Annotated in this window: 14 protein-coding genes; 2 read left to right on the plus strand and 12 right to left on the minus strand. The window is 46.6% G+C overall.

Annotation, left to right across the window (positions count from 1 at the left end; genetic code table 11):
* Window positions 1-10 precede the first annotated feature (10 nt).
* From ABD943_RS07855 to ABD943_RS07900, 10 genes are all read right to left on the minus strand, one after another.
* Window positions 11-853, minus strand: a complete 843-nt coding sequence (locus ABD943_RS07855; protein ID WP_345292632.1) for a cyclase family protein — start codon at window positions 851-853, stop codon at window positions 11-13.
* The gene (locus ABD943_RS07860; RefSeq protein ID WP_345292633.1) at window positions 850-1,869 is read right to left on the minus strand and encodes an amidohydrolase family protein; all 1,020 of its coding nucleotides are present in this window, start codon (window positions 1,867-1,869) and stop codon (window positions 850-852) included. Before ABD943_RS07860 ends, ABD943_RS07855 begins: the two co-directional genes overlap by 4 nt.
* A 3-nt stretch (window positions 1,870-1,872) precedes the next feature.
* Entirely contained in the window at window positions 1,873-2,415 is a 543-nt protein-coding gene (locus ABD943_RS07865; RefSeq protein ID WP_345292634.1) for a 3-hydroxyanthranilate 3,4-dioxygenase, read from the minus strand.
* Window positions 2,416-2,426: 11 nt separating this feature from the next.
* Complete coding sequence (locus tag ABD943_RS07870) at window positions 2,427-2,849, minus strand: RidA family protein (RefSeq protein ID WP_345292635.1); 423 nt, start codon at window positions 2,847-2,849, stop codon at window positions 2,427-2,429.
* Window positions 2,850-3,144: 295 nt separating this feature from the next.
* Entirely contained in the window at window positions 3,145-3,630 is a 486-nt protein-coding gene (locus tag ABD943_RS07875) for a YajQ family cyclic di-GMP-binding protein (protein WP_345292636.1), read from the minus strand.
* Window positions 3,631-3,672: 42 nt separating this feature from the next.
* Complete coding sequence (locus tag ABD943_RS07880) at window positions 3,673-5,115, minus strand: aldehyde dehydrogenase (RefSeq protein WP_345292637.1); 1,443 nt, start codon at window positions 5,113-5,115, stop codon at window positions 3,673-3,675.
* A gap of 18 nt (window positions 5,116-5,133) precedes the next feature.
* The gene (locus ABD943_RS07885) at window positions 5,134-5,925 is read right to left on the minus strand and encodes an SDR family oxidoreductase (RefSeq protein ID WP_345292638.1); all 792 of its coding nucleotides are present in this window, start codon (window positions 5,923-5,925) and stop codon (window positions 5,134-5,136) included.
* A 73-nt stretch (window positions 5,926-5,998) separates the two neighbouring features.
* Window positions 5,999-7,675 (minus strand): diguanylate cyclase domain-containing protein, encoded by a 1,677-nt coding sequence (locus ABD943_RS07890; RefSeq protein ID WP_345292639.1) that lies wholly within the window; start codon window positions 7,673-7,675, stop codon window positions 5,999-6,001.
* 99 nt (window positions 7,676-7,774) lie between these two features.
* Window positions 7,775-9,052: a glutamate-1-semialdehyde 2,1-aminomutase gene (gene hemL / locus ABD943_RS07895; protein ID WP_345292640.1), complete on the minus strand. Its 1,278-nt coding sequence runs from the start codon at window positions 9,050-9,052 to the stop codon at window positions 7,775-7,777.
* Window positions 9,053-9,107: 55 nt separating this feature from the next.
* Window positions 9,108-10,121: an aspartate carbamoyltransferase gene (locus ABD943_RS07900; RefSeq protein ID WP_345292641.1), complete on the minus strand. Its 1,014-nt coding sequence runs from the start codon at window positions 10,119-10,121 to the stop codon at window positions 9,108-9,110.
* Between the two features lie 158 nt (window positions 10,122-10,279).
* Between ABD943_RS07900 and ABD943_RS07905 the strand changes: the two genes are divergently transcribed.
* Together ABD943_RS07905 and ABD943_RS07910 are read left to right on the plus strand one after the other, a co-directional pair.
* Window positions 10,280-10,468 carry a rubredoxin gene (locus ABD943_RS07905; RefSeq protein ID WP_345292642.1) on the plus strand — a complete coding sequence of 63 codons (189 nt, stop codon included), beginning with the start codon at window positions 10,280-10,282 and terminating at the stop codon, window positions 10,466-10,468.
* Between the two features lie 158 nt (window positions 10,469-10,626).
* On the plus strand, window positions 10,627-11,133 hold the full coding sequence (locus tag ABD943_RS07910) for an Hcp family type VI secretion system effector (protein ID WP_345292643.1): 507 nt from the start codon (window positions 10,627-10,629) through the stop codon (window positions 11,131-11,133).
* A 53-nt stretch (window positions 11,134-11,186) separates the two neighbouring features.
* On the opposite strand, the gene ABD943_RS07915 is transcribed toward ABD943_RS07910, so the two are convergent.
* The gene (locus ABD943_RS07915) at window positions 11,187-11,783 is read right to left on the minus strand and encodes a glutathione S-transferase family protein (protein ID WP_345292644.1); all 597 of its coding nucleotides are present in this window, start codon (window positions 11,781-11,783) and stop codon (window positions 11,187-11,189) included.
* A 34-nt stretch (window positions 11,784-11,817) separates the two neighbouring features.
* A complete protein-coding gene (gene yghU, locus ABD943_RS07920) occupies window positions 11,818-12,702 on the minus strand; it encodes a glutathione-dependent disulfide-bond oxidoreductase (protein ID WP_345292645.1) in 885 nt (294 codons plus the stop codon).
* Between the last annotated feature and the right edge of the window lie 143 nt (window positions 12,703-12,845).

The raw sequence follows: 12,845 nt of genomic DNA on the forward strand, positions 1-12,845 counted from the left end.
TAATTCCAACTTACTCGTCACTGTCAAAATCAGTAACGTCAGATAAAGGGTAAAGTATTGGGCGGCTTGGAGCAGCATCTAATTGAAAATGAGGCAGCTGAAGGTTGAGCCAATACAAACCATCGGTGATATCGTCATTGATGAAAATCATTTCGGTGATGGTTCGGTGGACTAGCGTGGTGTCCGTAAGTGTATGACTGCCTGCGGGAACGTTCCAAAAAATATGATGATTGTGCAACTGACCTTGATCGTACATTTTATCAATAGAAGGGAAGTCGACCAAAAGGTGGTGAATGTTGGACTGACTCAACCACTCTATCGCTTCGGTGGTGAAAAAAGGTGGCTGCATATCGTCGCCGTAGACTAACGAGGTTTTAGTCTCATCATTAGGCAAGGTCCGAATCGCTATCGCACCCATTAAGTCCAAATCAGCCGTAGAAAGTTGTGCCTCTAGAGCTTGTTTGGTGATGACCTTGTCACTAGCTTCAAGATTCGGCTGATAGGTTTCATCGCTGCTGTCAGCAGTTTCTGGCGTTACGGATAACACATAACAACTGGCTAAAGAGCTAGATAGAGAGTCGCCAACGGGAGCGGGCTCATCGACAATGTGTTGCACGGTTTCAGTATGAGTGCCATTACAGTGCGGCACCATGGAAATCGACCGCACGTTGCAGCTACCGCCACGACGGGTATCGCCAACAAAACCACCGGCTTCTAGCGCTGATGAAGTGGCTTTATCAGCACCGAAATGATTAGGCTGGTGCGCATCAAAAGTCAGAGGAATGGCGATAGAGCAGGCTTGAGATAACTCAAGTTGATAAGTATCGCCGTCGAACTCGACAAAAGGATTCATGACACAAAGTCCTGCTTATTCAACTTGAGCCACTCAAGTGCGGTGCCGTGTAATAAACGATCTTCGACTTTGGAATCATAGTCCATCGACGCGATTAACTTTCCAGGCTCTAGCTCACCGAGTGGGAACGGATAGTCGGTACCCAGCGCTAACTTTTCTGGCCCCATTAGGTTAACGATGTAATCCAGCATGCCTTTATCATGAACCAGCGTGTCCAAATAAATCTGGTCTAAATATTTGCGAGGATTGTGCGGGTTATCGACCGTCATCAGGTCAGGACGCACATTGTACGCATGCTCGATTCGACCGATGGTGGCTGGAAAGCTGCCGCCGCCATGGGCAAACGCAACTCGTAACTTAGGGTGACGCTCTAGCACGCCGCCAAAGATCATGGAGTTAATCGCTAGCGAAGTTTCCGCAGGCATGCCGACTAACCATGGCATCCAGTATTTTTGCATTTTCTCTTTGCCAACCATGTCCCAAGGGTGGACAAAAATTGCCGCGTCTAACTCTTCTGCCGCTGCAAAAAACTCAGCAAGTTCTGGTGCATTTAAGTTCCAATCATTAATGTGCGAACCTATTTGAACACCAGCCAATCCAATCTCTTTGACGCAGCGCTCTAACTCTTTGATCGCCAAGTCGGGAGCTTGCATGGGTAATGTGCCAAGGCCAATAAAACGCTTTGGGTATTGCTTCACAATCCCCGCAATGTGATCGTTTAAGTAACGTGAAAGATCATGGGTATCTTCCGGTTTGGCCCAGTAGTTGAACATCACTGGAACGGTTGAAAGCACCTGTACATGAACGCCGTGCTGATCGCATTCTTTCATGCGAACTTCTGGTGACCAGCAGTTTTCTTCGATCTCACGGAAAAACTTTCCATCAACCATCATTCGCGCACAGCCACATTTATGGTGGTCAAGTTGCACAAAACCGCCGTAACCGTAACGTTCTTTTAGATCAGGCCAGTTCTCTGGAAGTATGTGCGTGTGTATATCAATTTTGAGTTGGTTCATAAATTACAGATCCAATTTATTGTCTTTGGGCATTACGTCACCGCAGTTTTCGCAGGTGCGATGCTCTTCGCTTTCTAAAAAGCGCTCGAATACCGGTAAGAAGTCTTTTTCAACATTGGTTAGCTGAAAGTACTCTTCATACAACTTGTGGTCACAGCTCTCACAGAACCACATCAACCCATCTTTTTCATGAGCAAGTCTTTTTCGTTCGACCACTAAACCAATCGAGTTCTCAAACCGGACTGGCGAGTGGGGCACCTTAGGAGGCAGTAAAAAGATTTCTCCAGCTTTGATAGGGTAATCGACACGCTTACCGTCTTGAATGGTGCGTAACTCCATTTCGCCTTCTAGCTGATAGAAAAACTCAGGGCCTTCATCATAGTGAAAGTCACGACGACCGTTCGGACCACCGACAACCATGACGATAAAGTCATCTTGTTCAAAAACTTGTTTATTACAAACCGGTGGCTGCAATAGGTGACGGTGTTCATCAATCCACTTCTGAAAATTAAAAGGCTGAACCGGTTTACTGATTGGGTCGCTCATGGTTATGACTCCTATGACTCATCGATGGTGGCAATACACTTCAACTCAATCGCAATCGGCGTTGGTAGAGAACTGATTTCGATAGTCGTACGGCAAGGCTGGTTGTCCGCGAAATATTCCGCGTAGATTTTATTGTAGGTTTTAAAATCATCTTTCATGTTAGTCAGGAACACTTGAACATCCACCAACTGTTCCCAGCTAGAGCCAGACTCCTCTAGAATCCAACGAATATTGTCGAATACACTACGACACTGAGTTTCGATGCAGTAATCTACAATAACACCATTGTCGTCTAAAGTGACGCCCGGAATATCTTTACTGCCTTTCTGGCGAGGCCCAACGCCGGATAAAAAGAGGAGATTACCCACACGGCGGGCATGAGGATATAAGCCAACCGGCTCTGGAGCTTTACTGGATACGATTTTTTCTGACATAAGTTCCTCAAGTCTTTGATTTCTTTGACCAGCAACGACTACAAGATGTGTTTTAACGTCTGATCAATGATGGTCTGCTGCAATAGCAATCTATAAAAAATACTAGGTATTTCAGGCGTGTGCAAACGCCCAACAAATAAAGAGGGGAGTGTTACTTATCTAAGATCCACTTGCATCCGCCCTGATGAGCGAAGATGAATCCCGATGTTTTTTGATGTGGAAAATATTGCATGACGCTATTTATATCAAATAAAGGGTGTATCAGGCAAGAAAGCGGTCTTTCCTGCCCGATGTCTTAATCTCTAAAATTATTAAACTGGAACGGTTGTCCTAATTCGGCTTGGCGTACAACTCCCATTGCCGCTTGTAAGTCGTCGCGCTTTTTACCGGTGACACGGACTTGTTCGCCCTGAATAGATGCTTGAACTTTTAGCTTTGACTCTTTAATGAGTTTAGTGATTTTCTTGGCGATGTCTTTGTCGATACCTTGCTTGAAGGTCACGGTTTTGTAGAACGTCTTGCCAGAATGAGTCGCTTCATCAGAGATGTCGAGCGCATTGACATCGATACTGCGCTTAGTGCAGCAGCGGTAGAAAATGTCGATCATTTGGTCAACCTGAAAGTCGGCTTCGGCTGTGACTTTAACACTATCACCCGTTTGCTCGAAGCTGGCGTCTACGCCGCGAAAATCAAAACGTGTCGTGAGTTCTCGGTTGGCGTTATCAACGGTGTTGGTGATTTCATGCTTATCGACTTCGGAAACTATATCAAAAGAGGGCATGGTTAATTCCTATTGATTCAATTGAGGCTAATAGTAGCCGTATTAATACTTTATACAAACATTTTTTGTTTCGGTGAAGAAGCGTAATGCTTCTAAACCACCTTCGCGGCCGACCCCAGAGCTTTTAACGCCACCGAAAGGTGTTCGCAAATCTCTCAGTAACCAGCAGTTAACCCAGACAATACCAGCTTCTATCTGCTTGGCAACGCGGTGAGCGCGTTTTAAATCACTGGTCCAGATACTGGAAGCGAGCCCGTACTCTGAGGCATTGGCGAGTGTGACGGCTTCTTCGTCGCTATCAAACGGCATAATGGTACAGACTGGGCCAAAAATTTCTTCTTGGTTGGTTCGACAGCTATTATCCAGTCCTTCAATCACGGTAGGCTCGACAAAGAAACCGTTTTGGCAGCGACCATCAAGAGACACTCTTTTACCGCCAGTTAAAACCGTACCACCTTCTTCTTGAGCTAACTCGATATAAGACAGTACTTTTTCCATATGTGGTTTAGAGACCAGTGCGCCATGTTGCGTATCTGCATCAAGTGGATCGCCGATTTTAAGTTCGCGAACTTTTTCGATGAAGGCTGCCTTAAACTTGTCATAAATGGGTCGTTCAATATAGATTCTTGAGCCACACAAACAAATTTGGCCTTGGTTAGAAAATGCCGCTCTCACTACATTATCAACCGTGTCTTCAAAGTCGCAGTCCGCAAATACCAAGGTCGGGTTCTTTCCGCCCAGCTCTAGTGACAGTTTTTTAAACATACCAGCCGTTACTCTGCTGATGTGAGCACCAGTCGATGTGCCTCCGGTGAAACTGATGGCTTTGACTTTGGGGTGCGTCGTCAACGGGTTGCCAATCGAAGGGCCTGTGCCATGTAAAATATTGAGCACGCCCTTAGGCAAACCTGCCTCAATACAAATCTTAGAAAATAAGTAAGCCGTCATCGGTGTTATTTCCGAAGGCTTGGCAATGACCGCATTGCCTGCGGCTAATGCTGGTGCGATTTTCCAAGTGAACAAATACAGCGGCAGGTTCCACGGCGATATACAGCCAACAATACCGATCGGATCGCGTAGGGTATAGTTAATGGCATCGTTGCCAGTGGCATGGCTTTCGCTGGAAAACTGGGTGATGGCTTGGGCAAAAAAACGAATATTCGCGGACGAACGGTAGATATCGACATTTTTAGCCAGCATAAAGGGTTTGCCATTATCAATTGCTTCAGCTTTCGCCAGCTCGTTGGAGTGGTCATCGATTGTATCTGCGACTCGAGTCAGTATCGCTGCTCGTTGCTCTAGTGATAAAGCGGCCCACTCAGGCTGTGCAGCCTCTGCGGCGCTGATAGCCCGCTCCAAGTCCTCTGAGGTTGATTCAGGGATCTGGCTGTAGACTTGGCCAGTTGCCGGCTCGACATTATCGATATAGTGACCCTGAACCGGATCGACTAACTCACCGCCAATATAATTTTTTAGCATCTGCATGCATGTGCCCTCAGTCTTTTATAGGCAGCTTGTTCGGCCGCCATCAACAGGAAGGTTGATTCCCGTGATATACCCCGCGGCAGGTGAGGCTAAAAATGCTACTGCATTGGCAAACTCTTGAGCAGTGCCAAAACGTTTCATTGGAATAATAGATTTTTCTTCCTGCTCCATTTCTTTGATTGAAACGCCTTTTTTGTTGGCTTTGTTTTGAATAATGGCTTCTAAGCGAACCGTGTTAGTCGCGCCCGGGAGAACATTATTGACCGTGATATTAAACTGCCCCAATTCGTTGGCTAACGTTTTTGCCCAATTAGCGACGGCGCCACGTACTGTGTTGGATACGCCAAGACCGTTGAGCGGTTGCTTTACTGAAGTCGATATAACGTTGATGATACGGCCATAATTCGCTTCTTTCATGCTCGGTAAAGCCAGCTTCATCAGTTCATGATTGCATACTAAATGCTGATGAAAAGCAGCCAAGAAGTCTCCTGTCTCCGCGCTATTCGCTGGGCCAGGGGCTGGGCCACCGGTGTTATTAATGAGAATGTGAATCGCGGCTTCCGGCTCTTGTAAAAAGTCATAAACTACTTGCTTAACTTGATCGGGGTTTGAGAAGTCAGCGACTAGAACGTGATGGTCTTGGCCTTGCGAATGGTCGAGTTCTTTTTGTACAGCTTCAAGCTTCTCGCGGCTTCTCGCCAGTAGCACGATGTTCGCCCCTTGTTCTGATAATTGTTTGGCGATAGCTTTTCCCATGCCTTGGCTAGAGCCACAGACGAGTGCTGTTTTTCCAATAAGCGATAAATTCATAGTAGTGTCTTGTTTTAGCTTAAAAAGAATATTTAAGCATATTTAGGCAAGGACTGAAATGGGCTGACGATGCTTAGAGGCAGGTAACTTTATTACGTCCATCACGTTTAGACTGATAAAGTGCTTTATCGGCACGTGCGTATAGGTCTTTGAGTGATTCATTTTTCAAGGTGCAGGCTACGCCAAAGCTACAAGTTAACTTGTTGACTGCTTGGAAGTGATGCTGCTCGATCAAGCTCCGAAGCTTCTCCGATAGTGTTTGAGCATGTTCAGACTCTGTTGCGGGACATAAAATAGCAAACTCTTCACCGCCCCAGCGAGCTAAGGTATCGGTTTTACGAATATTGTTATTGAGTAAGGTCGATAGCTCGATTAAAACGTCATCGCCGGCTAAGTGACCATGGTTATCGTTAATTGATTTAAAGTGATCCACATCCAATAAAATGAAAGCCATGTCAGAGTATTCTTGCTGATAACTGAAATATCGTTGCTCAAGAAACTCTCTATTGTGCAGTCCAGTCAGGCGATCGGTTTGGGCGCGTCGAACGAGGGCGCTGTGCTTTTGTGATTTTAATTTTCGGTGCAAAATCAAAAAGAGTAATATCGATATTAAGGCAGTCACTAAAGCGGCATAAAAAAGCAGTCGATAGATTTCAAGCTGGCTGGTCATCCGTGCTGAGGAGAGTAGCCTTAAAGTGTCAACGGCTGAGTGAACCGAATAAATATCGCTGGTGAAGGCGCCTTTGGGGTCTTGGTAGCCTTTGATAAACTGCACCACGTCTGGTACTGATACAGCATCAAGGCGGCCCATTTCCTTAAGCATCCAGACCACTAAGTGAGTGGCCTTTAATGAGTTCTGCTCTGAGTGACCCTCTTCGCTATACACATTCTCTGTAGTTTTAAAGGTACTGTTTAAGGTCGCGATCAGTTCTTCGATATGCAGAATCTCTCTTACTGTGTCGCCTGCTTTCTGGTTGATGGGGAGGTGATGAATACTAAACCAGGCTCTGTGAGCATCATAACTGCTAATGACTGGGTGGCCGGGAAATGGACTGAAACTGTTGGTATCATTCGACCAACTGTTCTCCACAAAACGGTTAATCTGTTGTTGATGCTCTTGGTTCACGACTTGGGAATTTAACTTGCCCATATGGTGTAAGGCCTGAACCGCAAAGGCCGTTGCTTTCACCGTCGACTGCTGACCAAACTCTGGATAACCTGGGTCCCAAAAACCACCGTCGTTATTTTGGTAAGCTAGGATCAGCTGTGCTACCGCCTCGGTATCAATGGTACCAAGCGCATCGAGTTTATCGAGAATGATGACTGAATCGAGCGTCGCGCGGATGTTAACGGAACTATTGGGTAACGCTGAAAACCCTTTGAGATTGCCGATAGCATTACTCGGCGCTTTGAAGTTTTTTAGCAGGAATGTCACCACGGCATCGTTATCGATCCGATCGAGCGCGTCGAGTTCAGCGAGCGCTTCGATAGCAAATCGAGTAAGACGAACACTCTCACGATTGAGTGTGGTCGGTTCATCAAATAAATCAGGATTGTTAACGAAATAACCGTCTGGGTGCAGCCGCTTTACTAGCCACTGAATCGTTCCGGAAGCGTAAGTGGGCGTTTTGCCTTGAATCGGCAAGATATGATAATTGTTATCGAGCTGTCGATATTTTTGAAAGAAAAAGCCAGAGAGGACAACGCTTACTATCGCTATCCAAAAAAGGATCGATCTTTTCGATTTCAAAAATGGGCCAAGGCTCATTGTATTCGGCTAATTCCTTATCGGTTAATGGTTAAGGAGTGTACAGCGCCTTAGGCCCAATATATCAAAAAAAGTGCAAAATTACTTACTTAACGCACGCTCAAAAGCTTCTAGCGTTTGCTTTAATTCCTTGTCGCCGTGTGAGGCTGAAACAAAGCCTGCCTCAAACGCAGAAGGAGAAAGATAGACACCCTCGTCGAGCATGGCATGATAAAAACGTTTAAAACGATCCATATCGCCGTTAGTCACCTGTTTGTAACTCGTCACGGTCTCTGCATCATTGAAGAAGAAACCGAACATTGAGCCGACATGGTTGGTGGTGAACGGGATGCCTTTTTGCTCGGCAATATCACGCATGCCTTGTACTAACGCTTCGGTGTAGGCGAAGAGCGGCTCATAAAAGCCAGGCTGTGATAATTCATTTAACGCAGCAAGCCCCGCAGCCATAGCCACTGGATTACCTGATAGGGTTCCAGCTTGGTACACCGGACCGACAGGTGCCATGTGCTCCATAATGGTTTTTTTACCGCCAAATGCACCGACCGGCATACCGCCGCCGATGACCTTGCCGAGTGTGGTCAGATCTGGCTGAACCTTGTAATAACCTTGTGCGCCATCAATGCCCATACGGAAACCTGACATCACTTCATCGAAAATCAGCACCGCGCCGTATTGGTCACACAGTTGACGCAAGCCTTGTAGGAAGCCTTCAACTGGCGGAATGCAGTTCATGTTGCCAGCAATGGGTTCAACGATAATACAGGCAACGTCGTCTTTATTGGCTTTGAGTAACGCTTCCACACTGTCCAAGTCATTAAAGTCAGCGGTTAGTGTGTGTTTGGCAAAGTCTGCGGGCACGCCGGGAGACGTTGGTTCGCCTAACGTCAGTGCACCAGATCCTGCTTTCACCAATAAGCAGTCCGCATGACCGTGGTAGCAGCCCTCGAATTTAATAATTTTGTCTTTACCGGTATAACCACGAGCTAAGCGGATCGCGCTCATGGTCGCTTCAGTGCCTGAGTTGACCATGCGCACCATCTCGATCGATGGAATGAGCTCGCAGATCTTTTCTGCCATCTCGGCTTCGATTTCAGTTGGTGCGCCATAACTCAAACCGCGTTTGGCAGCATCGATCACGGCATCTAATACTGCCGGATGGTTGTGACCTAAAATCATCGGTCCCCATGAGCCAACATAGTCTAAATACTGCTTATCATCGGCAGAGGTAAAGTAAGCGCCATTGGCTGACTTAATAAAGACAGGAGTGCCGCCGACCCCGGTAAAGGCACGAACGGGAGAGTTGACGCCACCAGGAATATGTTGCTGGGCACGAGTATAAAGTTGTTCAGAAATCGTCATAATGTTCACGCTATTATTTTGCTGAATGAGTAACCGAATCTTGTGGGTAAAGACCCTAAGAGTGACGTGGTGAGTACCAGTTCATCGGTTTTTCGAATTGGGTGAGCTTGTCTTCTACACCGAGCACAAGAGCAAACAGTGCCATGCGAACTTTTACGCCGTAGTGTGTCTGGCGGAAGATGGCAAGGTTAGGATTGTCGTTCATGTCGTCGCTTAATTCATTTGCCTCAGGTCGAGAGTCACGAGGTAGCGGGTGCATGATGATGGTGTTTTTATCACAGTGCTGGCTGTAGAGGTTTTGGTTTAAACAGTACTTGCCACGATACAGGTTGGCTTCTTCTTGCGTCGTGAAGCGCTCTTCTTGGACGCGGGTCAGGTAAATCACGTCCTGATCTTTGAGGCCGTAGTGAAAGTCTTCGGAGATGCTGTAGTTAAGCCCCGCGTTGTCACAAACGTCGAGTACCTTGTCCGGCATCGCCAGCGCTTGTGGCGAGATAAAAGTAAAGTGAATATTCGGGAATAGGCACAGCAGTCGTGTTAATGAATGTACCGTGCGTCCGTTTTTAAGGTCGCCAATCATGGCTATCTTGATGGCGCCTTTATCTTTGCCGAGCGCTTCCAGTTCATTGTGAATGGTGTACAAGTCCAGCAACGCTTGGGTTGGGTGCTCGTTCGGGCCATCGCCACCGTTGATAACGGGAACATTACTGCCGCGTGCAAACTCTGCGACTGAGCCAACTTCAGGATGGCGCATAGCGACAACATCGGCGTAATTTGCCGTGACGCGAGCGGTATCGTAAAGGGATTCGCCTTTGGATAAGGAGGATGTGGTCATGCCCACGGTTTCTCGAACGTGACCGCCTAGTAGATTAAAGGCTGTTCCGAAGCTGATTCGAGTTCGGGTGCTAGGCTCGAAGAAAAGGTTAGCTAAAATGGCACCGTCTAAGACATTGCAGCACTTTACGCGAGTGGCATAAGGCGTCATTTCGTCAGCAACTTGAATAATCCGTTCGACCGCTTCTTTGTCTAGCTGATCAATGGAGAGTATGTGTTGCCCTTGGAATACCATTCAATTTCCCAAATTCTGAGTGTGAGCTACTTGGGACGCAATTCTAACACGATCTGACGCAGATGTAGCCAAATTTACGGGTTGGAAAGTGGAAATTCAGCCAGAAATGCTTAAAATGAGCGCGAAACTTATAAAAGTACCAAGTTTAGAGGTTATTTGTGGAATATAGAAAGTATCGTTGTTTAGTCTGTGACTTTATTTATGACGAAGAATTAGGCTGGGAAGAAGACGGTATTGCCCCGGGTACCCGTTGGGAAGATATCCCAGACGACTGGTATTGCCCAGACTGCGGCGTTGGAAAGGAAGATTTCGAGTTAATGACGGACGAATTTAAGAAAAGTCTTTAACGCGACTAAAATGCAATAAAAGCCTCCGAAATGGAGGCTTTTTTGTTGATAAGTCGGTCATAGCTCTCAATTTTAGGCAAAGCTGATGTCAAAAGATGGTGTGTTTTTGAGTTGAGGCGTATGTTTAGAAGGTTTCATTGTTAAAAAGGAGGTTGTTTATGATGAAATCACTTCTATGCTGTGTCTTATTATTGTTAGCAGTTCCATGTGCTCAAGCTGGCAGTACCGCTTATTTAAAGATAGGTGATATTGAGGGTGAGAGTCAAAGAGCGGGGCACGAAGGCGAGATTGATATTCTGGCCTGGTCTTGGGGCGCTGAGTCTAATCGTCGAGGAGCCTGTTTGACGGACATCGAGCTGTTAAAAAGTATCGATAAAAGTTCGCCACAGTTACTGATGGGGCAAGCCAATCGTATGGTCTACCCAACGGCGGTGATCTCGGTGCGACGAGACAGTGGCGATGCCCATCTCGACTACTTAGTCATTACCCTCAGCAACGTTCAGGTCAGTCGGTTTCAAACCTCGAACTCAGCAGGGGACACGCTACCGACCGAGAGCTTTTCATTAAACTTTGAAAAAATTGAGTATCAATATACCGTTCAAGAGGATGATGGCAGAGCGGGTGAAACCGTGTCCGCAGTGATTACTCCTGAGCGTTGCAGATAAGCTGTTTTGATAATTGTTCTACCAAAAAAGAGCCTCCGCATAGGAGGCCTTTTTTATTCCATGGGTATGAATTTCGGTTCGGACTGTATGCGCTTAATCCAACGCTGGATAGCCGGGTACTGATTGAGTTCAAAGCCACCTTCATCGGCAACATGGGTGTATGCAAACAGTGCCATATCCGCGGTGGTGAGTCGGTTGTTAACGAAGTAATCGTGCTTGTTGAGATGTTGCTCCATCACCTTGAGGGCTTTATACCCACCTTCTTGTTTCGACACAAACTCATCGCGTCTTTCCGCGGGCATACCTAAGTATTTTGCAATAAAGCGCGCGACCGCGATGTAGGGCTCATGACTGTACTGTTCAAAAAATTGCCACTGCAACACTTCAGCATGAGCGAAGCGGTCAGATGGGTAGTAAGTAGAACCTGCCGCGAGGTAATTGATGATGGCGTTAGACTCGGATATAAAGCGCCCATCATCCAGCTCTAAAACTGGAATCTTGCCATTGGGGTTTTTAGCCTGAAACTCGTCACTAAGGTTGTCGCCTTTTAAGATATTGATGTGAACCCACTCATGCTCAATATCTAAAAGCGACATGATTAACTGAGTCTTATAACAATTTCCTGAACGTGTATCACCATAAACCTTCATCGCAAAACCTCAGAGCAGGGTTGGATTGATGTCTCTAATTATCCTTCAACTTATGATCAATGTCAGCTGCGCTGTGTCGTTCATGAAGCTGCTCGTTATCCTCGCCCCAGGTGCGGTTAACGATCCGTCCGCGCTTAACCGCTTCTCGGTCTTCAATCTGCTTGGCCCAGCGCAGTAGGTTTTTATAAGAGTTTGCCTCTAAAAACTCAACCGCATCGTAAGCGTTGCCTAAGACTAAGTTGCCATACCATGGCAAAATCGCAATGTCGGCAATCGAATATTCATCATCAGCCATATACTCGTTATTGGCTAAATGTTTATCCAGTACGTCCAACTGTCGCTTGGCTTCCATGGTAAAGCGATCGATAGGGTATTCCATCGGATAAGGTGCATATTTATAGAAATGACCAAAACCACCGCCTATATAAGGAGCGCTGCCCATCTGCCAAAACAACCACGACAGAGCTTCTGTGCGCTTACTGTGCTCCTTAGGAAGTAAGGCATCAAATTTTTCTGATAGGTACAATAAAATTGCGCCAGACTCAAAAACCCGCTGCGGTTTGTCTTTTAGATCGTCGCTGTGATCCATCAACGCTGGAATCTTGGAGTTAGGGTTAATGTGGACAAAGTCGCTACCAAACTGATCGCCATCGCCAATTTTAATGAGATGCGCATCATACTCCGCGCCTTTGTGGCCCAAGGCCAAAAGTTCCTCCAGCATAATCGTCACTTTCTGGCCATTAGGCGTCGCTAACGAATAAAGCTGGAAGGGGTGTTTGCCGATAGGCAGCTTTTGTTGGTGGCGTGAGCCAGCCGTTGGACGGTTGATACTCGCCCACTCGCCACCATTGTCAGGATTCCAAGTCCATACTTTTGGTGGCGTGTATTGATTTTGGTTATGATTACTGTCGCTGCTCATAATATTGCCTAGTGTTGGAAAACTTGTAACACCATTGAAGCGTTAATCGACCGTGACTGTCAATTCAGCCAAGCGAATAGCTACTATGAGGGTTTTGCATTGGCGGTTATTTCTCAAGCGCCGCTTAGGATTTTTAACGCATC

It is taken from the genome of Kangiella marina, assembly GCF_039541235.1.
GTDB classification, from domain to species: Bacteria; Pseudomonadota; Gammaproteobacteria; order Enterobacterales; family Kangiellaceae; genus Kangiella; species Kangiella marina.

What these genes read in the sequence shown, in the direction of transcription:
- ABD943_RS07855 (WP_345292632.1), bottom strand. Translation starts at nt 853, where the DNA reads ATGAATCCTTTTGTCGAGTTCGACGGCGATACTTATCAACTTGAGTTA.
- ABD943_RS07860 (WP_345292633.1), bottom strand. Translation starts at nt 1,869, where the DNA reads ATGAACCAACTCAAAATTGATATACACACGCACATACTTCCAGAGAAC.
- ABD943_RS07865 (WP_345292634.1), bottom strand. Translation starts at nt 2,415, where the DNA reads ATGAGCGACCCAATCAGTAAACCGGTTCAGCCTTTTAATTTTCAGAAG.
- ABD943_RS07870 (WP_345292635.1), bottom strand. Translation starts at nt 2,849, where the DNA reads ATGTCAGAAAAAATCGTATCCAGTAAAGCTCCAGAGCCGGTTGGCTTA.
- ABD943_RS07875 (WP_345292636.1), bottom strand. Translation starts at nt 3,630, where the DNA reads ATGCCCTCTTTTGATATAGTTTCCGAAGTCGATAAGCATGAAATCACC.
- ABD943_RS07880 (WP_345292637.1), bottom strand. Translation starts at nt 5,115, where the DNA reads ATGCAGATGCTAAAAAATTATATTGGCGGTGAGTTAGTCGATCCGGTT.
- ABD943_RS07885 (WP_345292638.1), bottom strand. Translation starts at nt 5,925, where the DNA reads ATGAATTTATCGCTTATTGGAAAAACAGCACTCGTCTGTGGCTCTAGC.
- hemL (WP_345292640.1), bottom strand. Translation starts at nt 9,052, where the DNA reads ATGACGATTTCTGAACAACTTTATACTCGTGCCCAGCAACATATTCCT.
- ABD943_RS07900 (WP_345292641.1), bottom strand. Translation starts at nt 10,121, where the DNA reads ATGGTATTCCAAGGGCAACACATACTCTCCATTGATCAGCTAGACAAA.
- ABD943_RS07910 (WP_345292643.1), top strand. Translation starts at nt 10,627, where the DNA reads ATGATGAAATCACTTCTATGCTGTGTCTTATTATTGTTAGCAGTTCCA.
- ABD943_RS07915 (WP_345292644.1), bottom strand. Translation starts at nt 11,783, where the DNA reads ATGAAGGTTTATGGTGATACACGTTCAGGAAATTGTTATAAGACTCAG.
- yghU (WP_345292645.1), bottom strand. Translation starts at nt 12,702, where the DNA reads ATGAGCAGCGACAGTAATCATAACCAAAATCAATACACGCCACCAAAA.